Origin of the sequence: Sphingobacterium tabacisoli (genome assembly GCF_017908035.1) — a bacterium.
Lineage (GTDB): Bacteria > Bacteroidota > Bacteroidia > Sphingobacteriales > Sphingobacteriaceae > Sphingobacterium > Sphingobacterium tabacisoli.
The window spans coordinates 253523-278737 of record NZ_JAEQMU010000004.1; the positions used below are offsets into that span (position 1 = coordinate 253523).

General features: G+C 40.0%; 18 protein-coding genes and 1 tRNA gene. 1 reads left to right on the top strand and 18 read right to left on the bottom strand.

Going from position 1 to position 25215, the window contains the following annotated elements; all coding sequences use genetic code 11:
• Positions 1-4: 4 nt before the first annotated feature.
• The 3 genes from JKG64_RS15415 to uxaC all read right to left on the bottom strand — a co-directional run bounded on the left by JKG64_RS15415 (position 5) and on the right by uxaC (position 3786).
• Positions 5-826 (bottom strand): SDR family oxidoreductase, encoded by an 822-nt coding sequence (locus JKG64_RS15415; protein ID WP_210355214.1) that lies wholly within the window; start codon positions 824-826, stop codon positions 5-7.
• A gap of 114 nt (positions 827-940) precedes the next feature.
• Entirely contained in the window at positions 941-2326 is a 1386-nt protein-coding gene (locus tag JKG64_RS15420; RefSeq protein ID WP_246512626.1) for an MFS transporter, read from the bottom strand.
• Positions 2327-2385: 59 nt separating this feature from the next.
• Complete coding sequence (gene uxaC / locus JKG64_RS15425) at positions 2386-3786, bottom strand: glucuronate isomerase (RefSeq protein WP_210355215.1); 1401 nt, start codon at positions 3784-3786, stop codon at positions 2386-2388.
• Between the two features lie 226 nt (positions 3787-4012).
• On the opposite strand from uxaC, the gene JKG64_RS15430 reads away from it, so the two are divergent.
• Positions 4013-5251, top strand: coding sequence for a glycoside hydrolase family 88 protein (locus JKG64_RS15430; protein ID WP_210355216.1), 1239 nt, complete (start codon positions 4013-4015; stop codon positions 5249-5251).
• Positions 5252-5358: 107 nt separating this feature from the next.
• Here the strand turns inward: JKG64_RS15430 and JKG64_RS15435 are convergent, their stop codons facing one another.
• The 15 genes from JKG64_RS15435 to tuf all read right to left on the bottom strand — a co-directional run bounded on the left by JKG64_RS15435 (position 5359) and on the right by tuf (position 25186).
• Positions 5359-6129: an SDR family oxidoreductase gene (locus tag JKG64_RS15435; protein WP_246512627.1), complete on the bottom strand. Its 771-nt coding sequence runs from the start codon at positions 6127-6129 to the stop codon at positions 5359-5361.
• Between the two features lie 8 nt (positions 6130-6137).
• Positions 6138-7259, bottom strand: a complete 1122-nt coding sequence (locus tag JKG64_RS15440; RefSeq protein ID WP_210355217.1) for a DUF4861 family protein — start codon at positions 7257-7259, stop codon at positions 6138-6140.
• An 11-nt stretch (positions 7260-7270) separates the two neighbouring features.
• On the bottom strand, positions 7271-8116 hold the full coding sequence (kduI, locus tag JKG64_RS15445; protein ID WP_210355218.1) for a 5-dehydro-4-deoxy-D-glucuronate isomerase: 846 nt from the start codon (positions 8114-8116) through the stop codon (positions 7271-7273).
• Positions 8117-8180: 64 nt separating this feature from the next.
• On the bottom strand, positions 8181-9686 hold the full coding sequence (locus tag JKG64_RS15450; RefSeq protein WP_210355219.1) for an alpha-L-fucosidase: 1506 nt from the start codon (positions 9684-9686) through the stop codon (positions 8181-8183).
• 107 nt (positions 9687-9793) lie between these two features.
• Entirely contained in the window at positions 9794-12028 is a 2235-nt protein-coding gene (locus tag JKG64_RS15455) for a glycoside hydrolase family 2 protein (protein ID WP_210355220.1), read from the bottom strand.
• Between the two features lie 291 nt (positions 12029-12319).
• Positions 12320-16597 (bottom strand): DNA-directed RNA polymerase subunit beta', encoded by a 4278-nt coding sequence (gene rpoC / locus JKG64_RS15460; RefSeq protein ID WP_210355221.1) that lies wholly within the window; start codon positions 16595-16597, stop codon positions 12320-12322.
• A gap of 71 nt (positions 16598-16668) precedes the next feature.
• Positions 16669-20478, bottom strand: coding sequence for a DNA-directed RNA polymerase subunit beta (gene rpoB, locus JKG64_RS15465; RefSeq protein ID WP_210355222.1), 3810 nt, complete (start codon positions 20476-20478; stop codon positions 16669-16671).
• A 164-nt stretch (positions 20479-20642) separates the two neighbouring features.
• On the bottom strand, positions 20643-21017 hold the full coding sequence (gene rplL, locus JKG64_RS15470; protein ID WP_133585303.1) for a 50S ribosomal protein L7/L12: 375 nt from the start codon (positions 21015-21017) through the stop codon (positions 20643-20645).
• Between the two features lie 74 nt (positions 21018-21091).
• A complete protein-coding gene (gene rplJ / locus JKG64_RS15475; protein WP_210355223.1) occupies positions 21092-21610 on the bottom strand; it encodes a 50S ribosomal protein L10 in 519 nt (172 codons plus the stop codon).
• Positions 21611-21612: 2 nt separating this feature from the next.
• Positions 21613-22311, bottom strand: a complete 699-nt coding sequence (rplA, locus tag JKG64_RS15480; protein ID WP_210355224.1) for a 50S ribosomal protein L1 — start codon at positions 22309-22311, stop codon at positions 21613-21615.
• A 22-nt stretch (positions 22312-22333) separates the two neighbouring features.
• Positions 22334-22777, bottom strand: coding sequence for a 50S ribosomal protein L11 (gene rplK, locus JKG64_RS15485; RefSeq protein ID WP_133585306.1), 444 nt, complete (start codon positions 22775-22777; stop codon positions 22334-22336).
• Between the two features lie 218 nt (positions 22778-22995).
• On the bottom strand, positions 22996-23541 hold the full coding sequence (gene nusG, locus JKG64_RS15490; RefSeq protein WP_021068871.1) for a transcription termination/antitermination protein NusG: 546 nt from the start codon (positions 23539-23541) through the stop codon (positions 22996-22998).
• A 14-nt stretch (positions 23542-23555) separates the two neighbouring features.
• Complete coding sequence (secE, locus tag JKG64_RS15495) at positions 23556-23747, bottom strand: preprotein translocase subunit SecE (protein WP_021068870.1); 192 nt, start codon at positions 23745-23747, stop codon at positions 23556-23558.
• Positions 23748-23772: 25 nt separating this feature from the next.
• Positions 23773-23843 (bottom strand) — tRNA-Trp (locus tag JKG64_RS15500).
• 158 nt (positions 23844-24001) lie between these two features.
• The gene (tuf, locus tag JKG64_RS15505) at positions 24002-25186 is read right to left on the bottom strand and encodes an elongation factor Tu (protein ID WP_133585308.1); all 1185 of its coding nucleotides are present in this window, start codon (positions 25184-25186) and stop codon (positions 24002-24004) included.
• Between the last annotated feature and the right edge of the window lie 29 nt (positions 25187-25215).

The following is a 25215-nucleotide window of genomic DNA, read 5'->3' on the forward strand; positions in this document are numbered from 1 at the left end:
TTAATTACACGCCTGTCCATGCATTAAAGCCACCGTCTACGTACACGGTCTCTCCAGAAACAAAAGCAGATGCATCACTCAACAAATAAATAAGAGTACCCTCTAATTCACTGGGATCACCTAGACGGGAATAGGGAGTACCATTAACAAAACGTTGTGCCCGTTCGGTGAATGTCCCATCTGGATTGGTCAATAATGTCCTATTTTGCTCGGTCAAAAACACGCCAGGAGCAATAGCATTGACACGCACCTTATCTCCATAGCGCAAAGCCAACTCAGTAGCCATCCACTTGGTATAGCCCACAATACCATTCTTTGCAACTGTATATCCTAATACCCTTGTTATAGCCTGACTAGAAGACAAAGAGCCGATATTGATAATCACTCCCTTTCCTTTCTCTGCGATAATCTTTCCAAAGATATGCGTAGGTATTATCGTACCGAACAGATTTAATTCAATCGCTTTTATTGTATCCTGCACATTTGAAGCAAATAAATCCTGATCTGGACCTATAGTAGCACCAGGTATATTCCCACCTGCGGCATTAACCAAAGCATCAATTGTACCCCATTTGTCAAGGATCTGCTGACAGGCTGCCAACATAGACTGTTCATCTAACACGTCTCCTGCTATCGCTAAACCTTCAGATCCCAGTTCTTCGACTAACTTAACACGCTCTTGTGCCTTAGCTAAGTCTCTGCCTATAATACAAACTTTCGCACCGGCCTCAGCGATTGCTTTTACAAAATTCTTACCAAGAATACCCGTCCCTCCAGTTACGACAACGACCCGTCCTGATAAAGAAAAACGTTCTAAAATGCTCATAATTTAATTATATTTAATACAATAATAATCAAGTTAATTAAGAAATCTACTTCTCGGGAGAGACATATATACGAAAACGTTTTCGTTCATAAAATAAGCTTTCCAATTTGAAATTTAATCGAAACTAATAACCTTCATTTTTGGCACTAGTAATTTCATCACTGACCAAGCAGCCAAATAGGCAATAGCACAGATACTAAACATAATGGTATATCCTGTCTCTATATGTCCTAAAGATTTATAATGGTCAAACAGATATCCGCCGAGCTTAGTAATCAGCGCTCCACCAACTCCTCCAGCCATACCTCCTATACCGACCACCGATGCTACCGCCCGTCGCGGAAACATATCAGAAACCGTGGTAAATATATTCGCACTCCAAGCTTGGTGAGCAGAAGTACCTATACCTATCAGCAAAACGGGCAACCAAAAACTAACTCCTCCTAGAGGTTGTGCCAATAAAACCAATAAAGGAAAGAACGCAATCGTAAGCATTGCTTTCATACGACCATCATACGCAGCGTATCCCCTAGCTATAAAATATTTAGGAAACCATCCTCCTGCCACACTACCAATCATGGTCATACTGTACAATACGGCTAGCGGCAACATAATATCCTCGTTAACAATATTGTATTGGTCTTTAAGATATCCGGGTAACCAGAACAAAAAAAACCACCACACACCATCCGTCATAAATTTGCCTAACGTAAAGGCCCAAGTCTGTCTAAATTTCAATAATTTAAGCCACGAAACAGGTTTTTCGTCCTCTTCTGACAATCCTGCTTTTCTTCTTCTCTTGTCCTCTTCTTGGTCTTTACTAATATAAGCGCGTTCTTCATCCCCCATTCTCTTTTGTTTCGCAGGTGTTTCATAGAAGATGAACCAAAAAATTAACCAAATAAAACCAAGTGCACCGACAATCTCAAATGCAGTAGCCCATCCCCAATGATTTGCAATCCAAGGAACGGATAGCGGAGCTAAAATAGCGCCAATATTCGCTCCGGAATTAAAGATACCAGTGGCAAAGGAACGTTCACTTTTAGGAAAATATTCTGCGGTAGCCTTGATCGCCGAGGGAAAATTACCCGCCTCACCTATTGCTAGCACTCCCCTCGCAAACATAAAACCGATGATGGAAACAGGTAGTGCTGCTATACCTATCCACTCGAATACTTGATTTATTCCATCGCCTATAGATATGGCATAGGCATGAATAATAGCTCCGACGGACCATAATATAATTGACCAGGCGTAGCCCCACTTAGTACCAATTCTATCCACAAACCGACCTGCGAATAACATAGATACCGCATAAACAAACTGAAATATGGCAGCAATATCAGCATAATCACTATTTGACCAATTGAACTCTTCTTCCAATGTTGGCTTCAAAAGGCTCAATACTTGCCGATCCATATAATTGATAGTTGTTGCAAAAAACAAAAGAGAGCAGATTACCCACCTATAGTTTCCTACCTTAGCTGTGTTCACATTCATTTTATTTAGGTTTATAAATTACTGTTTTAGTGGTTTTCAGGTCTTTTCTCCATTGCTCATTATAGCCTAAAATATGACCGTGCATTGTAATAGCAAATATCTGCTATTATTTTGCCAATCCACTCCATATCATTAGGTAGCTCACCTCGCTCCATCTCGTCACCAAATTGATCACAGACCAACCGTCTAAAATATTCATGCCGCGGAAAAGAAAGAAAACTTCGAGAATCTGTCAGCATACCTACAAAATTGCTGATTAAACCGATATTTGCCAGTGCATTCATCTGTTTAATCATACCGTCTTTCTGATCAAGAAACCACCAAGCCGATCCAAACTGAATCTTACCCCGCACGGTGCCGTCATTAAAGTTACCAGCCATACTAGCGAATAGCTCATTATCCGCAGGATTCAAGTTATATAATATGGTTTTTGTAAGTTTTCCCCGATAATCCAACCCATCTAAGAAACGAGATAATGATGGCCCTTGTTTAAAATCACCGATTGAGTCATGTCCTGTATCTCTCCCCTTTCGCTCATACATCTTGCTACTGTTATTACGCATTACCCCCAAGTGGTATTGTTGTACCCAATTTTTTTCATAGTTCCATTCCGCAAAATTCACTAATAGCGCAGATTTAAATTTCAACACCTCGACTTCTGTGAGTTGTCTACTATTTCGTATTTTATTAAAAATAACTTCTAACTCAGCATCAGTATAAGCTTCCGTATATATCTGTCCCAATCCATGATCGGAAATCGAGCAACCACATAAGGAAAAAAAATCATGGCGCTGTTTGAGCGCATCTAGGTATTGCTTAAAGTTACCTATAGATAGCCCAGCTACTTCTTCCAATTTCACTATATATGCATTCAAGGACACCGTATCCTCTGCCCGCATTGCATTATCAGGCCTAAACGTAGGTAATAGCCTAAAAGATGTCTCTTCTTTAGATACCTGTTGATGATGTTCCAAGGTATCTATGGGATCATCAGTGGTACAGACCACCGCGACATTCATTCGTTCCAACAATCCTCTAGCTGAGAAATCGGCTTGGCCGATCTGTTCATTCGCTCGTTCGTAGATAAATTCTGCTGTTTTAGGTGATAAGAGTTCTGTAATACCAAAGTAGCGCTGCAACTCTAGATGAGTCCAGTGATATAAAGGGTTTCTCATTGTGTAAGGCACAGTCTCAGCCCATTTTAAAAACTTCTCCTTGTCCGAAGCATCGCCTGTGATATATCTTTCAGGAATACCATGTGAACGCATAGCCCGCCATTTGTAGTGATCGTTAGCCAGCCACAACTGTCCCAAGTTTGCATATTTTGTATCTTGGGCTATTTCAACAGGCGGTAGATGGTTGTGATAATCTATAATAGGGAGATTCTTCGCGTATTGATGATATAATTCCTGAGCGGTATCAGTCTTCAGTAAAAAGTTGTCGTCTAAAAAAGTTCTCATTAATCAATTAAAATTCTAATCGTGACTCCCTTTTGATCGATTACTAAGTTTATAAATCTTCAGGCAGGTTAGAAACTTGACATATCGTTGCATAGGAGTAAAATACAAACGCAATATAGGTAACGTTACAGTTTTACGCCCATGTTATTTACGAAAACGTTGGCGTAGTTAGTTTTCCCTATAACGTCTATAAGTCGTATCCTTGTAATTAAAACCTATATAATATATGAAAACTTTAAAACACATACATTTGATATTCCTTTTTCAAACATTACTATTTCTTCCAGTTACTTTTGCACAAAAAACCACCATCAACCTAGAGTTCATAGACAAACAACTATCAGATGCCGCTAAGCAAATCCAAGTGTTGGTCCAAAATACTCCAGAAGATAAATTCCCAAAGACTTTCGAAAATGGTCAACAAAAATATAGCAATTCGGATTGGTGGTGTTCCGGTTTTTACCCTGGAACTTTACTTTATTTATATGAGGGAATAGGTGATCAGCGGTTACTTGATGAGGCTGAAAAAAAATTGGTTTATCTTGCTAAAGAAAAAAACAATAAAGGTACGCATGATTTAGGTTTTATGCTTTACTGTAGTTTTGGAAACGCTTATCGTTTGACGGGGGATTCCTCCTATAAGGAAGTATTGCTAACAGGTGCCGAGTCTCTGGCTTCCCGTTATAGTGATATTCATAAGGTCATAAAATCCTGGAGCTGGGGTACATGGAACTATGCTGTAATAATAGACAATATGATGAACCTAGAGTTTTTGGCTGAAATGTCTAAATTATCAGGGAATCGTAAATATGAAAAAATAGCTATTAATCATGCAAACACCACCATACAAAATCACTTCAGAAAAGATTACAGTTCCTATCATGTCGTTGATTATGATAAAAACAGTCCAAAAGTGTTGGCTAAGAAAACACATCAAGGGGTAGCTGATGAGTCTGCATGGTCGAGAGGCCAAGGATGGGCATTATATGGCTACACGATGATGTATAGAGAGACGAAGCAAAAGGCCTTTTTGAATCAAGCTCGCCATGTAGCTAAATATATTCTTAATCACCCAAATCTGCCTAAAGATCTAATTCCCTATTGGGATTTTGATATGGATAAGATTCCTACATCTAGCAAAATGTATAAAAATAGAGCTCTAAGGGATGTATCGGCCGCTTCTTTGTATGCTTCTGCACTATTGGAATTGGCTCAATACACTAAGGGAAGCGAAAGTAGCCGTTATTTTACAGCTGCAGAAACGATATTAAGAAATCTTTCTAACACGCCTTACAAGGCAAACTATGGCGAAAATGGAGGCTATATTCTACAACATAGTGTCGGTGCTCTACCTGGAAATTCTGAAGTAGATGTTCCGTTGACTTACGCTGACTATTATTATGTTGAGGCTTTATTACGTTACAAGAGATTGCTGGAAGGTAAACCACTTACCTTAGGGTTATAATGCCCTCTGGCGAAAATGAATTCTAAACTCATTCCCTATTGCTATCGTAAGAGAATGTAGGAAAATCGAAAGGTTTTCCTACATTCTTTCAGAAATTCTACCAGATATTATCTACCCATCCAGCCACCATCTACGGCCAAAATAGTACCGTGTACATAATCGGAAGCTTTAGATGCTAAAAATACGGCTGGTCCCTTAAAGTCTTGCGGTTCTCCCCATCTTCCTGCGGGTATACGCTCAAGAATGGATACAGCACGATCTGGATTGCTCCGAAGTGCTTCCGTATTGTCCGTAGCGATATATCCTGGAGCAATAGCATTTACATTGACCCCCCTAGATGCCCACTCGTTGGCAAAAGCCTTGGTTAATGATCCAATAGCTCCTTTTGAAGCAGCATACCCTGGGACATTGATGCCACCTTGAAACGTTAGTAGCGAAGCGGTGAAGATAATTTTACCTGAACCTCTCGCAACCATGTCCTTCCCTATTTCACGTGTCAATACAAATTGAGCATTTTGATTAATTTCAATAATTTCGTCCCAGTACTCATCGGGATGCTCTGCAGCCGGTTTACGAAGAATATTACCAGCATTATTGAATAAAATATCGATTATCGGATGATCCTGCTTTACCTGCTTTATAAAGCTATATAGGTCATCCCGCTTCGAAAAATCGCATTGATAGGCATAAAACTTACGCCCTAGATCCTGGACCGCTTTTTCTACCGCAGAACCACTTTGTTCTAATGAAGCTGATACACCAATGATATCCGCCCCCGCTTCTGCGAGCGCCTCGGCCAAGGCTTTTCCTATACCACGTTTACATCCCGTTACAACTGCAACTTTGCCTGATAGGTCAAAAGAATTCATAATAGACATGTATTTACTTATTTTAATTTTATTTTTAAAGGTTTCTTAATGGATTCAGCAAAGTCTTCGACATAATCTCCCCATGCCGCTGCTGATGTTATTTTCTCTGCTTTATTCCAGGCAGCACCATTGTAATAAACAAATGGGGTATCATTTTTTACTTCTGTCTTTAATAGGTATTGCTTCAGATCATCAGAGATAAACTGGATTTTTGCTTTAGGCACGAATAGGGCTATTCCTGTATGACCGAAGTTATTGAAATCGGGTTCCCAATACCATAACGTCCTTTCGGAAGCATCGTATTCAAACTTTGGCTCGCTCTCACTTCGCTTTGCAATACCAACAACTAATGGTGTTTCTTTTGTTCCTTCACTTTTTAAGATTACCTCAATCCGGTTGAACTGTTGACCTGCATCTATGGAAATTGTTTTGGTTAGAGACACCATTTTTCCTGCTATATCCTGTGGCTCAAAGATCAGGCGAAAAGAAGTCCGCAAAGGACCATTGTCCAGTATTTGATATTGCCTATAATGCTTTGTAAAGTGAATTTTATTATCATAATAAAGAGCTAAGTCACCTGCACCTAGGCTTTGTCCCACAGAGTAGTAATCCATCCCCTCTCCATGATCTTTATGATAATCATTTTGCTTATACCATTTGTCAATCACGAGGTCTTCGGTTCTTTTTGCCCAGTAATCCATCCCCTGTGCATCATCGTTTCGCCCCTCAAGTGCTTTACCATACATTCGAAAGGCCACGAGATCGTTTTCCCAGGCAAAATCATCAAAACGCTCAGGAACATAGCGTGCATACGTTTTTGATTTAACAGCAAGAGCCGGTTCTTTATTTACAGTAAGCCGCAGCTCAGCGTTTGGAGCAATTTTTATTTGAACCAACACGTTCTTGACCACCTCGTTCCCCAATTTTTCAAGTTGGTGGACTACAAGTTGACCAGAACTTTTGTCCCTTATGCTAAAAATAGTGTCTACACCAAAATGCTTTGCAAAAGAGCCATAAGGAATAGAGATTACTTCCATCCGATTCAGATCGGTAGGATTTGTTACATAAATCGTCTTCTGCGCCTGTACCGATAGAAATACAGCACAGCTTATTGCTATGGTGAAAAAAATCTTCTTCATTGCTATATTCTTCACTTCAGATCTGTAATCAGACTCTTGTCCATATCATCATAGTCCATATTTTCTCCTGCCATCCCCCATATAAAAGTATAATTGCTCGTACCAGCACCAGAATGTATAGACCAGGGAGGAGAAATGACCGCTTGTTCGTTATGCATCCAGATATGCCTAGTCTCATCAACTGGCCCCATAAAATGCGAGACAGCCTGTCCTTCAGGCACATCAAAGTAGAAGTAAACTTCCATACGACGGTCATGTGTGTGCGAAGGCATCGTGTTCCAAACAGACCCAGGCTTTAACTCGGTCATTCCCATTTGAAGTTGACATGTTTGAATTACAGTGTGAAGTAACATCTGGTTGATGGTACGATGATTCGCTGTTTCCATATTCCCTAATTCTATTTTATTAGCTTCCGCTCTGGTAACCCTTTTGGTAGGATAACTATGATGAGCTGGAGTAGAATTTAAGTAAAATTTTGCTGGAGTTGCTACATCGTCGCTACTGAAATAGACTTCCTTTGCCCCTTTGCCTATATATAAGGCTTCTTTGTTACCTACCTCAAAAACCTGCCCATCTACCTCTACCTTGCCCGGTCCTCCTACGTTTATGGCACCGAGTTCGCGACGGGAAAGAAAATAAGGCTCTTTTAAAAGAGATTCGATGGCCTCTAATTTTATTTTTTGTGTTACGGGAAAAGCTCCTCCTGCCATATACCTATCGTAATGGCTATACACAAAATGTATTTTCTCCTCAAAGAATAGTTTTTCGATCAAAAAATTACCTCGCAGTCCCCTCGTGTCCAAGGACTTGCTTTCATTGGGGCCAATTGCGTACCTAGATTCAAAAGTTATCGACATAATGGTATAGTTATTTAAATTTTCCTAAAATCTATTATATTATTATTACCCAGTTGGTATAAATTTACATCTTGGCATCCATCAATTTATCAGTCGTTGATAGTGGGGCTCCCAATTTCATTTTGATAACAAATGCCTGGTTTGATTTAAATTTCTTGGGCAATAGAATATCATAATAAGTGTTCTTGTCTAGATCCAAACCTATATCTGCATGCTTAACCTGTAGAGACTGTTTAGTCGTTAACAACGATGCTCGCACTGGGACAGCTTTAGTATTTTTAGGGACTGCTATACGCACGATATCATTAACCGGCCTATTCATTACAGTAAGGTACAAGTCATCCCCTTTTTGCGTATAATACCCCAACTTTGAAAGAGGTAAATCTGCATGTCTAACCCCATACACCGCTTCACTGTTAAGCTTCATCCAATCGCCTAATTCTTTTGAGACCTTATCTTCTCCCACATGCATCTTACCATTACCATCTGGCCCAAAGTTCAGTACGAAGTTCCCATTCATAGAGACAGCATGCATCAACATATCAATAATATCATCAGTCGTTTTGGTATATAATCCAGACCAATCTTTCATATATCCCCAACCATTTGGAGGTATAGTCATAACTGCATCCCAATCATTACCATCCAACCATTCAAACTGTTGAGGCAGTTTACGTTCCCACCCTTGTTCATAATCCCCGAGTAGCCTACCATTGGTATCAAAGTGTCTCGATCCGTTTTCATCATTTCTAAAGCGGGAACCAATCACTAATCCGGGATGACGGTCTCTAAGTTCTTTTTCCAGTTGGTAGGTAAAGTCATATGCCGATTTCCAAGATGGATCCCAGGTACCATCAAACCAAAACCCTTTGATTTTTGGATAGTTATCCGATAGCTCTACTAACTGATTGCGCGTATAATCCAGAAATCGACCAAAGCGTTGCTTTTCTTCGGCTGTCTGTGGTACTTTTCCCATATAATCAGGATTATTCCATTCCAGAACAGAGAAATAAAGATAAACGTCTATTCCTTCCGCCGTATACGCATCCACGACTTCTTTAACGATATCTTTTCCATACGGAGATTGAGTAATATTATATTCGGAGTATTTCGTAGGCCATAACGCAAAGCCGTCGTGGTGCTTTGTGGTAAATATCAGATATTTTGCTCCCATTTCTTTTGCCTGCCTAGCCCATTTCTTAGCATCAAAATCCTTCGCTGCAAACTGTTTGTATAGGTTATCGTAGGTATTTTTCCAGTTTTTTGGAGCAGTAGCACCACCCCAGCTCCGGATCCATTCAGAGGCTGCCGCGCCGCCACGGGCGCTTACACCCTCCCACTCATTTCCGGGAATAGCATATACTCCCCAGTGGATAAACTGGCCCAGACCGTAATTCCGAAACGCTTCCATGTTAGCATCCATCCGGTGAGCAGAAGTTATCGGTCCATATGTAAGCGAAACCTGCTGTGTCGGCTTTTCCTTAGGCCCGGTCCATTGAGCTTGCACAGTTGTACTAGCCAACATCAAGGATGTTGAGCATATCAAAACTAGATTAAATATTTTTATCATATTTGTATATAATTATTCGGTTATATTTGTTTGTTTCCTCCTAGATTCATCATCTACGGTCTGGATAGTCAGCATGGTTACCGATACCCCGAAACACGATCTAAAGCCTACAACCCTACATGTTCGTCTTTGGTAACCGATGGTTCGCCAACAGCCCGCTTGTATTTAGGATCATAGTTCCATTTGATTTCATCCCTCGTCACTGTACCATTTGCTACATCATTAACTTCAGCAACAACCGTATTCTCTCCCAATTCTAATTTGACGTTTTCAAAAATATAGTGAACCTCCGTAGTTCCCATTTTATAGCTCTTCACCTCCTTTCCATTCACTTTAAGTACTGGTGCACCTTGATTCGAATACACCGTTATAAGCGTGATTTCATTCCCCCTATTGATCACTCGACGTTGGGTGATGTACACTACTGGAGTTTTACTCCAGTTAGCTTTATACCAGTAGAAGGCGTCTTTTTTCACCTTTCTATCAAAGGTGACTATCCCTTTGTAGTTGCGCGGATTAATATTTAAACCGGTAATTGGTGTAGCAAATTCAAAAGTATTCCATAGGTAAGATCCCAATAAAGTAGGTGTTTTAGCAATTACACCCCAATTGATCTCGTGAAATCGAGTTGCGAAATCCTCCGGAAAGAAATCGGGTCTGCTAAATTGGTTGCCAAAATTGCCAGTTACCTCCGCTTGGTCTTCGATGATAGCTTCTGCTCCGTATTCCGAAAAAATCAATTTATAATCCCTAAATTCTTCAGAAATACGTTTCGCCCAGGTTTCAACATCATCACTCTTATCTGACTGATTTTCTAACTCTCCGTTATACCAGCCGAAGTAATGATTGATTCCCTGTACATCTGCATTGTTATTGACCGCGTGATTTACCACGTTATAGCCACTCACCTGAACTGTATATCGGTCCGGATCTTCAGACTTCGCCAGATCATGTAGTTTTGTCGTCAGCTCCACCGTGTACGTATTAGGGCTATATACCTCGTTGTGTAATCCCCAGATATAAATCGACGGGTGATTAAAATTCTGGCGTATCAGCTCTTTCATTTGCTGCAGTGCATTGTTTTCTTCGTGTGTGGTCACGCGGTTTACAAACGGAATCTCCGCCCATACGATCAATCCTATACTATCACATTTGGCGTAAAAGTACTCTGATTGCTGATAATGCGCCAGACGGATACTTGTAGCCCCCATTTCTTGAATAATAGCTAGATCTTCGTCATGATCAGCATTGCTCAATGCCGATCCTTTACCCAGTCTATCCTGATGACGGCATACCCCGTATAACGGGTACTTGATATCATTCAGGAAAAAGCCCTTACTGGCTATCAGTTCAAATTTTCGGATCCCCAATGGCTCTACAATTTCGTCCACCACCTGATTGTCTTTTTTAATCTGCGTTACGACCTTATACAGATATGGATCGTCTAATCCTTGCCACAGGTGAGGGCTCTTCACATTAATCTCGTACTTTACTTCCTGTCTTCCCTGCGGCAGCAGAGAATAAGGTTGTTTATATGAAGCTTTTACCTTACCATCCCTTTCGTATATTGTAGTGCCCACTTCGATTTCCTGTATCTTACCTGTCTTGTTCTCTATCTTTACCTTAAAACCAATATCTGCATTTTTCTTAGATACATTTTTCTGGGTGATATATACGCCAGAAGACGCAAAATCCGATGTTGCGATACTTACGGCGTCCGTCACGATCAGTTCTACGGGACGATAGATCCCACCATACATAGGAAACAATGTATGATTGACAGGTATAACGTCGGGAGAAGCCTCATTATTAACCTTCACCAATAGTTCATTTTCCTGCCCATATGAAATCATTTGCGTCAGCTCGAATACAAAGGCAGAATATCCACCTCGGTGACGACCTACAAATTGATAATTATTGGTAGGGGTCTGTTCTGTATAATTGACCACTTCCTTTTCTTGTTTTACAGCAGGTGCTTTTGTACCTAGATAGACCTCGGTATTGGTGTTCACTCCTTCAAACCTAATAAAGACCCGTTTCCCTTTCCAAGATGCCGGGACAGAAAATGATTTTCTATAATAAGCATCACCGGTATAAAAACGTTCGTTAACAGCCAAGCTACCTACCTTGATGTCTTTCAACTGCATATCATTGGCATTCCAGGTATGGGGTACCTGCACCGCTTGCCATTTACCTTGAAATACAGCACCAAATTGCATGGCATCATCAGTAAATGGTCCTTTTTTAAACGCCCAACCCGCGTTGAAGGGGATAACTTCTCTTCCTAAAGAACGTGGCATAAGACCGAACAAAAATAGACTCAATAACAAAAAAACTCTCATGTGATGGCATTACAAAATTTAAATTCTAATTTTTTATAGTTCAAATTAAATTTAGATAATTAAAACTTTGGTCTAAGTATACACAACATTTCTTTAAACACGACACAAAAACGAAGCACAATCGATTGCATTGTTAGCTACAACGTTATAGTTTTGGTTAATACCTATCTCACTGTAGAAGTCTATGCGGGACTTGTACGCTAGAGCAATCGACCTTGATGGGGGGATATAAAAAAAAGGAAGGTGCCCTTTTGGAGCACCTTCCTTTTTTATAATCTTCTTAAGAAGTGATTAATCTTCTTCTTTAGAAGCTAATAACTGATCGTATTCTTCACGCGATCCAACGATGATATTACCATATTGACGAAGACCTGTACCTGAAGGAATTAAGTGTCCTACAATTACGTTCTCTTTCAATCCTAATAAATTATCACGTTTTCCAGCGATAGCTGCCTCATTCAACACTTTAGTAGTTTCCTGGAAGGAAGCTGCTGAAATGAATGATTTAGTACCTAATGAAGCTCTAGTAATACCTTGAAGTAATGGACTAGATGTCGCTGGGATAGCATCACGAACTTCTACTAGTTTCATATCTTGACGCTTCAAGAGTGAATTCTCTTCGCGCAATCTACGCAACGTAACAATCTGTCCTGGACGCAATTCATTAGAATCACCAGCTTCAACAACAACCTTCTTGTCGTACAATGAATCGTTCTCCTCCATGAAGTCCCATTTATTTACAGCTTCTTTTTCTAAGAAACGTGTATCTCCTGGATCTTCAATATTTACCTTTTGCATCATTTGGTGTACAATCGTCTCAAAATGCTTATCATTAATCTTCACACCTTGTAGACGGTAAACCTCTTGGATACCATTTACGATATATTCTTGTACAGCCGCTGGGCCCTTGATTGACAAAATATCACCTGGAGAAATCTGTCCATCAGACAATGGCATACCCGCTTTGATAAAGTCGTTATCCTGAACCAAGATGTGTTTCGAAAGAGGTACTAAGTACTTCTTCACTTGACCATCACGTGATTCGATAGAAACCTCACGATTACCACGTTTTACACCGCCTAGTGATACAACACCATCGATTTCTGTAACAACAGCTGGATTCGAAGGGTTACGAGCCTCAAACAACTCTGTAACACGAGGTAGACCACCCGTAATATCTCGAGTTTTACCTGTCGAACGAGGGATTTTAACTAAAACAGCACCTTCTTTCAATTTTTGTCCATCAGAAACAGAAACGTGTGCTCCTACTGGAATATTGTATGAACGGATCACCTCACCTTTATTATCAAGGACCTTGATCGTCGGGTTTTTAGTTTTATCACGTGTTTCAATAATTACCTTCTCTTTGTGACCAGTCTGCTCATCTGACTCTTCGCGGAAAGTAACACCTTCGATGATAGCATCGAATTCGACTTTACCAGCAAACTCAGAGATAATCACAGCATTATATGGATCCCAATCAACAAGTTTAGCACCTTTCTCTACCTTATCACCTTCTTTAACATAAAGATTAGATCCGTAAGGGATAATTTGTTGATAAAGCACCTTACGGTCAGCATTTACAACCTTAATCTCCCCAGAACGACCTAAGACAACATTATACGGTCCTTCTTCACCTTCTTTTTCTACCGTACGAACGTTCTCGAACTCGATAGTACCTTCATATTTCGCAATGATAGTAGACTCATTGGCAATATTCGATGCCGTACCACCCACGTGGAATGTACGAAGCGTCAACTGTGTACCTGGCTCACCAATAGACTGAGCAGCGATTACACCAACTGCCTCCCCCATTTGAACGCGCTTACCTGATGCTAAGTTACGTCCGTAACAACAAGCACAAACTCCACGCTTAGCCTCACAAGTCAATACCGAACGGATTTCTAAGCCTTCGATACCAGCTTCGTCAATTGCAGCGGCAACTTCTTCTGTGATATCATCATTTGCAGCTACGATAAGCTCATCGGTTTCAGGATGATAAACATCATGAAGCGGTGTACGTCCCAAAATACGGTCATACAATGGTTCGATAATATCATCATTATCTTTCAATGCTGTCGTATAAAGACCACGTAATCCACCACAATCGAAATCAACAACAATCATATCCTGTGCAACGTCATGGAGACGACGAGTCAAGTAACCCGCATCGGCTGTTTTAAGGGCCGTATCCGCAAGACCTTTACGCGCACCGTGAGTAGAAATAAAGTACTCCAATACCGACAAACCTTCTTTAAAGTTTGACAAAATCGGGTTTTCGATAATCTCACCTCCAGAAGCTCCAGATTTTTGAGGTTTAGCCATCAAACCACGCATACCGCACAGCTGACGAATCTGCTCTTTCGAACCACGGGCTCCAGAATCCAACATCATATATACAGAGTTGAATCCTTGGTTGTCATTAGACAAGATATCCATTACGTGCGCAGTCAACCTGTTGTTGATACGCGTCCAGATATCGATAATCTGGTTGTAACGTTCGTTGTTAGTAATGAAACCCATGTTATAGTTGTTCATCACCTCGTCTACTTCGTTTGTAGCTTGCGAAATCAATTCTGCTTTTGCAGCAGGAATATTTAAATCTTGCAAGTTGAAGGATAAACCACCCTTGAATGCTGTTTGGAAACCAAGTTCCTTCATATCATCCAAGAATTTTGCTGCACGTGCCATACCTGTAGATTTTACAATCTCACCAATGACATTACGCAACGATTTCTTAGTAAGGATCTCATTGATATAACCTACCTCCTCTGGAACAATCTGGTTGAAGATTACTCTTCCCACAGTTGTTTCGATGATTTGCGGTTCGATCCGTCCAGACTTCGTAAGGACTTCGGTTCTCACTTTAATCCACGCATGAAGATCAATGCGGTCTTCATTCAAAGCGATGATTACTTCTTCTGGAGAATAGAAAACACTTCCTTCACCTCTCATCTTACGAGAATCATCTGTTCTGCGGCCTTTAGTAATATAGTAAAGACCCAATACCATATCTTGAGATGGTACAGTGACAGGAGAACCATTCGCAGGGTTCAAGATGTTATGAGCTGCCAACATTAGGATTTGGGCTTCCAAAATTGCAGCATTACCTAGAGGTAAGTGAACTGCCATCTGGTCACCGTCAAAATCCGCGTTAAACGCCGTACACACTAATGGGTGTAATTGGATAGCTTTCCCCTCTACCAAAGTAGGTTGGAAAGCCTGAATACCCAAACGGTGAAGCGTTGGAGCACGGTTTAATAATACAGGGTGTCCTTTCAATACATTTTCAAGAATATCCCATACTACCGGATCTTTGCGATCTACAATTTTCTTAGCTGATTTTACCGTTTTTACAATACCTCTTTCGATCATCTTACGGATGATGAATGGTTTGTAAAGCTCTGCGGCCATATCTTTAGGAATACCACATTCGTGTAATTTCAAATGAGGTCCTACAACAATTACTGAACGAGCAGAATAATCGACACGCTTACCCAATAAGTTTTGACGGAAACGACCTTGTTTACCTTTCAAAATATCAGATAACGATTTCAACGCACGGTTACCTTCAGTTTTCACTGCGTTTACCTTACGTGAGTTGTCAAACAACGAGTCGACAGCCTCTTGAAGCATACGTTTTTCGTTACGTAAGATTACTTCAGGAGCTTTAATTTCGATCAAGCGCTTAAGACGGTTGTTACGGATAATAACACGACGGTATAAGTCGTTTAGATCCGAAGTCGCAAAACGACCACCATCTAAAGGCACCAATGGACGTAACTCAGGCGGGATAATAGGAACAATCTTAACGATCATCCACTCTGGCCTATTTTCTATACGTGTATTAGCACCACGGAAAGCTTCTACAACGTGAAGACGCTTTAAAGCTTCGTTTTTACGTTGTTGTGAAGTTTCATTAGCTGCTTGGTGACGCAAGTCGTAAGACAACTGATCTAAGTCCAGACGCTTTAATAATTCTTCTAAAGCATCTGCCCCCATCTTAGCGATGAACTTCTGAGGGTCATTGTCATCCAAATATTGGTTTTCTTTTGGAAGGGTATCCAAAATATCCAAATATTCTTCTTCTGTTAGGAAATCCATGTACGAAATACCATCATCCTCCTTGATACCAGGTTGGATAACTGCATAACGCTCATAATAAATAATCATATCCAACTTTTTCGTTGGAAGACCTAACAAATAACCGATTTTATTAGGAAGTGAACGGAAGTACCAAATATGCGCAACAGGAACTACCAAGTTGATGTGTCCCATACGCTCACGACGTACTTTCTTCTCCGTAACTTCTACACCACAACGATCACAGACAATACCTTTGTAACGGATACGTTTGTATTTACCACAGTGACATTCATAATCCTTTACAGGACCAAAGATACGCTCACAGAATAAACCATCACGTTCCGGCTTATAGGTACGGTAGTTGATTGTTTCTGGTTTAGTAACTTCTCCACTCGAACGCTCCAAGATAGTTTCTGGCGAAGCCAAACTAATGGTGATGGAAGTGAAGTTACTTTTAATTTTATTATCTTTTTTGTAAGACATACGTTGTATAACTTAAAGATGTATGTAAAAGCTTAAGAGGACAGGCCTCTTAAGCTCATTTCTTTACTTGATTAATCTAATGTGATGTTCAGACCTAAACCTCTTAGCTCATGTACTAATACATTGAACGACTCAGGAACAGATGGTGTAGGTAAATTATTACCCTTAACAATTGCTTCGTATGTCTTAGCACGTCCTACGACGTCATCCGATTTCACAGTCAAGATTTCTTGTAAGATGTTAGATGCACCGAATGCCTCTAAAGCCCAAACCTCCATCTCACCAAAACGCTGACCACCGAATTGCGCCTTACCACCTAATGGTTGTTGCGTAATCAATGAGTAAGGTCCGATAGAACGAGCGTGCATCTTGTCGTCGACCATGTGTCCTAATTTCAACATGTAGATAACCCCAACTGTAGTAGGTTGATCGAAACGGTCACCAGTAAGACCATTGTACAAATACGTACGACCTGATCTAGGTAATCCAGCTTTGTCTACCCACTCTTCTACCTGATCCATTTCTGCACCATCGAAGATTGGAGTTGCAAACTTAACGCCTAATTTTTGACCAGCCCATCCTAAGACAGTTTCATAAATCTGACCTAAGTTCATCCGTGAAGGTACACCCAGTGGGTTCAATACGATATCTACCGGTGTTCCATCTTCTAAGAAAGGCATATCCTCGTCACGTACAATACGTGCTACGATACCTTTGTTACCGTGACGACCTGCCATCTTATCACCAACTTTCAACTTACGTTTCTTAGCGACATAAACCTTAGCCATCTGTACGATACCGGAAGGAAGCTCATCACCCACAGAAACAGCAAACTTATCACGTTTGAAAGCACCTAGCTCTTCGTTCAATTTGATGTTATAGTTGTGAAGCGACATTTTCACCATATCGTTCTTCTCATCATCTGTAGTCCAGCCAAATGGGTTAACATTTGCATAATCTAGATCCATCAGAATTTTCTGAGTAAACTTGGCACCTTTTGCTAATAGAAGTTCTTTATAAACACTGTAAATACCTTGGCTAGTTTTGCCATTTACAATTGTAAACAACTTATCAACCAAACGGTCCTTCAATATTCTTAGATTCTTCTCATGCGTAATTTCTAATTTCTCTAGGGCTTTTTTCTCAACCTCTTTAGACATTTTCTTAGCACGAGAGAACAATTTGGTATCGATAACTACACCTTTGATAGAAGGAGGAGTTTTCAATGAAGCGTCTTTTACATCACCAGCTTTGTCACCAAAGATAGCACGTAATAACTTCTCTTCTGGTGAAGGATCAGATTCTCCTTTAGGGGTAATCTTACCAATTAAGATATCACCTTCACCAACCTCAGCTCCGACACGGATAATACCGTTTTCGTCCAAGTCTTTAGTAGCCTCTTCAGAAACGTTAGGAATATCTGCCGTCAACTCTTCTTCACCACGTTTAGTATCACGTACCTCCAACTCGAACTCTTCGATATGAAGAGAAGTAAAGATATCTTGAGATACTACGCGCTCAGAAATAACGATCGCATCCTCAAAGTTGTAACCTTGCCAAGGCATGAACGCCACTTTCAAGTTACGACCTAGTGCTAGCTCGCCATCTTCAGTTGCATATCCTTCACACAATACTTGTCCTTTTACAACTTTTTGTCCTCTCTTAACGATTGGCTTCAAGTTGATACACGTATTCTGGTTTGTTTTCTTAAATTTAATTAAACGATATGTTTTAACATCGTCATCAAATGATACTAGACGATCATCATCCGTACGGTCGTAGCGGATTTTGATTTCCTCTGCATCAACATACTCTACTACACCAGAACCTTCAGCATTAATCAACGTACGAGAATCGGATGCTACACGTCCTTCAAGACCTGTACCAACGATTGGCGCTTGTGGACGTAACAACGGCACAGCTTGGCGCTGCATGTTGGATCCCATCAATGCACGGTTGGCATCATCATGCTCCAAGAAAGGAATTAACGAAGCGGCAATAGAAGTAATCTGATTTGGAGCAACGTCCATCAAATCCAATTTCTCTGGCTCAATAACCGGGAAGTCACCCTCGTATCTTGCTTTTACTTTTGGATCTTCGAAATTACCTTTATCATCATATATCGCATTAGCTTGCGCGATTGTTTTCTCATCTTCGTCTTCTGCAGACAAGTAAATAACAGGTTCTTCTACCACTACACGACCGTCTCTTACTTTACGGTAAGGAGTCTCGATAAAACCAAGGTTATTAATCTTTGCGTGAACAGCCAATGAAGAAATCAAACCAATGTTCGGTCCCTCTGGAGTTTCAATCGTACAAAGACGACCATAGTGCGTATAGTGAACGTCACGAACCTCAAATCCGGCGCGCTCACGAGAAAGACCACCAGGACCTAACGCTGATAAACGACGCTTGTGCGTAATCTCAGCCAATGGATTCGTCTGGTCCATAAACTGAGAAAGCTGATTCGTACCGAAAAACGAATTAATCACAGAAGACAATGTACGCGCATTGATCAAATCTGTAGGCGTAAACACCTCGTTGTCACGAATATTCATACGCTCACGAATAGTACGAGCCATACGAGCTAGACCGACTCCGAACTGAGCATATAACTGCTCACCTACAGTACGCACGCGACGGTTAGACAAGTGATCGATATCATCCACCTCAGCTTTAGAATTGATCAAGTTGATCAAATACTTAACGATAGCAATAATATCTTCACGCGTCAATACTTTTGTATCTGCGTCTTTACCTAATTGTAACTTACGATTGATACGGTAACGACCTACATCACCTAAATCATAACGTTTGTCAGAGAAGAATAAACGATCGATGATACCACGAGCAGTTTCCTCATCAGGTGGTTCAGCGTTACGTAATTGACGATAGATATGTTCTACCGCTTCCTTCTCGGAGTTAGACGTATCTTTCTGTAAGGTATTATATATAATAGAATAGTCCGCATTGTTTGACTCATCTTCTTTAGCAAGTATAATAGATTTTACACCTGCATCGATGATCAAGTCAATGTGATCCTCTTCCAAAACAGTTTCACGTTCAAAAATAATCTCGTTACGATCGATTGATACAACTTCTCCTGTATCCTCGTCCACGAAATCTTCAGTCCACTTGTTCAATACCCTTGCCGCCAAACGACGACCAACGTATTTCTTCAATCCCGATTTACTAACTTTTACTTCATCAGCTAGGTCGAATAATTCTAAGATATCCTTATCTGAATCATAACCGATAGCACGTAATAAGGTCGTAACTGGGAACTTTTTCTTACGATCGATATAAGCGTACATGACATTATTAACGTCTGTCGCAAATTCAATCCAAGATCCTTTAAAAGGAATTACCCTTGCAGAATAAAGTTTAGTACCATTTGTGTGTCTACTCTGACCAAAGAATACACCAGGAGAACGGTGTAACTGAGATACGATAACGCGCTCTGCACCATTGATAACGAAAGTACCTTTTGGTGTCATGTACGGTATTGTACCTAAGTATACATCTTGTACGATGGTTTCGAAATCTTCATGCTCTTCGTCATTACAAGATAACTTTAACTTTGCTTTTAAAGGCACGCTATAAGTTAGGCCACGCTCGATACATTCTTGAATATCGTAACGAGGGGGATCGATAAAATAATCCAAAAACTCTAGCACGAAAATGTTTCTTGAATCAGAAATAGGGAAGTTTTCCGCGAAAACCTTGTACAACCCTTCCTGATGGCGATTATCAGAAGTAGTTTCCAATTGAAAAAACTCCCTGAAAGACTCCAATTGCACGTCCAAGAAATCCGGATAATCAATTACCTTCTTACTTGTAGCAAAGTTGACTCTTTCCTTTTGAATATTATTGTTTGCCAAGGGAATAAGATTTTAGTTTAAAAAAACTGAGCTTAATTGTACTGTAAATTGTCACTCTAAAAATCATGCGCCAGTACACGTATGATCCTCTTCAATACATTAAAACAGGAATAGACTCTGATAGAAACTATCAGAGTCTAATCTCTTTTGGGCTCTATGCGAAATTATTTAATTTCAACAACAGCACCAGCTTCTTCTAATTGTTTTTTCAAAGCTTCTGCTTCGTCTTTAGAAACGCCAGCTTTCAATTCTTTAGGAGCACCATCAACTAAATCTTTAGCTTCTTTTAAGCCTAAGCCAGCTAAATCTTTAACTAATTTCACTACCGCTAATTTTTGACCACCAGCTTCTTTCAAGATAACGTCGAATGAAGTTTTCTCTTCCGCAGCAGCGCCAGCTTCAGCAGGAGCAGCAGCAACTGCAACAGCAGCAGCAGCAGGCTCGATACCGTACTCGTCTTTTAAGATATCAGCTAATTCTTTAACTTCTTTTACTGTTAAATTTACTAACTGCTCAGCAAGTTGTTTTAAATCTGCCATTTTATTTTGATTTTTAAAATTTTCTTAAATAATTGTTTTTTTTAGTCTACGAACTTTTATTTGAGAGACGTTCGTTAGCCTCTATCTTCTAAAGCTTTCAACAAACCTGAAACTGTATTTCCTCCCGATTGAAGAGCTGAAATAACATTCTTCGCAGGTGATTGTAATGCTGCAATGATATCTGCAACCAATTCATCCTTAGATTTAAGGTTAACTAGTGCATCTAATTGATTGTCGCCTACGAAAGCTGTTTCTTGGATATAAGCAGCTTTTAATACTGGCTTATCTCCCTCTTTGCGTAATTGTTTGATCAATTTTGCTGGTGCATTACCACTCTCAGAGAACAATAAAGTAGACGCACCTTTCAATACGCTTCTTAATTCTTCTGAGTCGATTCCCGCTTCGACCAAGGCTTTCTGAATCAAGCTGTTCTTAGCAACTTGAATGATAATGTCTTGCTCGAAACATCTGCGACGAATTCCATTGATTTTCTCAACAGATAAATCAGCAGTGTCAGTAATATAGAAATTACCGTAGGATTTAATCTGTTCGGCTAAAGCTTGAACAATTTCTTGTTTTTCTTCTTTTCTCATGATTAAATTCCCGCTACTGATTTAGTTTCTACATGAATACCAGGGCTCATCGTAGATGAGATGTGGATACTCTTGAAGTATGTTCCCTTAGCTGCAGAAGGTTTCAATTTAGAGATAACTTGCAATACTTCTAATGCATTCTCATAAATTTTCTCTGCAGGGAAAGACACTTTTCCAACTGAAGTGTGAATAATTCCTGTCTTGTCAACCTTGAAATCAATCTTACCACCTTTTACGTCTGTTACAGCTTTACCTACTTCTGTAGTTACTGTACCAGTCTTTGGATTTGGCATTAGGTTTCTTGGGCCTAAAATACGTCCCAATTTACCTACTTTTGCCATAACCGAAGGCATAGTAATAATGATGTCAACGTCAGTCCAACCACCTTCAATTTTACTGATATAGTCATCAAGGCCTACGTGATCTGCACCGGCAGCTTTAGCTTCTTCTTCCTTGTCAGGAGTACACAATACTAAAACACGCACAGTTTTTCCAGTTCCGTGAGGCAATGTTGCAATACCACGAACCATTTGATTCGCTTTACGTGGATCTACGCCCAAACGCACGTCGATATCCACAGAAGCATCAAATTTAGTCATAGTAATCTCTTTAACTAATGCAGTAGCATCAGCTAAAGTGTACGCTTTACCAGCTTCAATTTTGGATAGTGCCGCTTTTTGATTCTTTGTTAATCTAGCCACTTTCTTAAACTGATTTCGTTAATTAATTTTTCCAAGGAGCGTCACCTGAAACAGTGATACCCATACTACGTGCCGTACCAGCGACCATTTTCATTGCCGCGTCTACAGTAAATGCATTTAAATCCGGCATTTTATCTTTAGCGATCGTTTCCACTTGCTCCCAAGTAATAGAAGCAACTTTCTTACGGTTAGGCTCGCCAGATCCACTTTTCAACTTAGCAGCGTCTTTCAACTGAACTGCTACTGGTGGAGTCTTAATGATAAAATCGAACGATTTATCAGCATAAACAGTAATTACAACGGGCAATACTTGTCCTGGTTTGTCTTGCGTACGAGCATTGAACTGCTTACAGAAATCCATAATATTCACACCCTTAGCACCTAAAGCAGGTCCTACTGGAGGTGATGGATTAGCTGCACCGCCCTTTACTTGTAATTTTACTAACGCACTGACTTCTTTTGCCATTTTGTTTGTTATTTAATTTGTTAAATGTTTGTTAGTAAGTTGGAAGCAAACTGTAACATTTATTCCGAAAAGCTGTAAAACCGTAGTTTACACAACCAAACGAGGTGCAAAGATAATAATTAGTTTTTAAATACAAAAAATAATTATCAAAAATTGCTACAAATAAAAACCCTGTTCAAAATGAGCAGGGTTTCTAATATTTTAATGCTTTACAGCTATTATTCTTTTTCAACTTGCATATAGTTAAGTTCTAGTGGAGTCTTACGTCCGAAAACTTTAACCATAACTGTTAATTTCTTTTTATCCTCATGCACTTCTTCAACCTCTCCAGTAAAACCATTGAACGGTCCATCGACAACCTTTACAGATTCACCAACGAAATAAGCCATATTAATGGATTCCCCTTGTTCTGCCATCTCATCTACCTTACCTAGGATACGGTTTATTTCAGTCTGGCGTAAAGGAATAGCAACCCCTGCCTTATCACCCAAGAAACCGATAACACTATTCAAGTTTTTGATTACGTGCTCTATCTCACCATCCAAAGCTGCTTCGATCAACACATAACCTGGATAATAGTTACGCTCTTTAGCAACCTTTTTCCCATCACGCATTTGATAGTATTTCTCCATTGGAATCAACACCTGAGGAATCAAATGCTGTATACCCAAACGATTTACTTCAGCCTCTATATACTGCTTTACCTTCTTCTCTTTTCCACTCACAGCACGCACTACGTACCATTTCAATGTTTGATCTGCCATAACAATATTGATGATTACTTAGTACCGTACAATAACTCCAAAATATTGCTTGAAGCCTTATCCATTGCCAACACCACTAAAGCGATTATTAAGGAAGCTATAAGTACAACCACCGCATGGTTTTGCAACTGCGCCCAAGTGGGCCAAGTTACCTTTTGTGTGATCTCTTCGTATGACTCTTTAAAAAAACCAAGTACGTTAGCCATTGTTTTGATTATTTAAGTTATTATGCACGGGCACCAGGACTCGAACCCAGACCAAAGGTTTTGGAGACCTTCGTTCTACCTTTAAACTATGCCCGTGTATTTCTTATTTTGTGTTGCAAATATAGTGTTTTAAACCGTTTGCAGCAAATCTTTTTTATCTTTTATTTCAAAAAATGAACGTTGTAATAAAAGAAAAAAATAAGCTAATCAGAATGAACCGATTAGCTTATTTCTATTTTTATAATCTATAAAGATTAAATGATTTCAGTTACCTGACCAGCACCTACTGTACGACCACCCTCACGGATAGCGAAACGTAGACCTTTTTCCATAGCGATAGGACTAATCAACTTAACAGAGATAGTAACGTTATCACCTGGCATAACCATTTCAGTACCTTCTGGCAACATGATCTCTCCTGTTACGTCTGTTGTACGGAAATAGAACTGAGGACGGTATTTGTTAAAGAATGGAGTGTGACGTCCACCTTCTGCTTTTGATAATACGTAAACCTCAGCTTTAAAGTTATCATGAGGAGTTACTGAACCTGGTTTACAGATAACCATACCACGTTTGATATCAGTTTTCTCAATACCACGTAACAATAAACCTACGTTATCACCAGCCTCACCGTAATCTAAGATCTTACGGAACATCTCAACACCAGTTACTGTAGATTTTAAGTTCTCAGCACCCATACCTAAGATTTCAACTGGATCACCAGAGTTGATTACACCTCTTTCGATACGTCCTGTAGCAACAGTACCACGACCAGTGATCGAGAATACGTCCTCTACTGGCATCAAGAAAGGAAGGTCAGTCAAACGTGGAGGAATTGGAATGTAGTTATCTACAGCATCCATTAATTCCATGATTTTATCAACCCACTCAGGCTCACCATTCAATGCACCTAGAGCAGAACCTTTTACTACTGGAATATCATCACCTGGGAATTCGTAGAAAGATAATAATTCACGAACTTCCATTTCAACTAAGTCTAACAACTCAGGGTCATCAACTAAGTCAGTTTTGTTCATGAAAACTACTAACGCAGGAACACCAACCTGACGAGCCAATAGGATGTGCTCACGAGTTTGAGGCATAGGACCATCTGTAGCAGCAACTACGATGATAGCACCGTCCATCTGAGCAGCACCAGTTACCATGTTTTTAACGTAATCGGCGTGACCTGGACAGTCAACGTGTGCATAGTGACGGTTAGCTGTTTGGTATTCTACGTGAGACGTGTTGATTGTGATACCACGCTCTTTTTCTTCAGGTGCAGAGTCAATTGAATCAAATGAACGAGCTTCTGAAAAACCTTTATCAGCCAATACTTTTGAAATAGCAGCTGTAGTTGTTGTTTTACCGTGGTCAACGTGACCGATTGTACCAATGTTTAAGTGTGGTTTACTACGGTCAAATTTCTCTTTTGCCATGTTTATGCGAATTAGTAATTATTAAATAT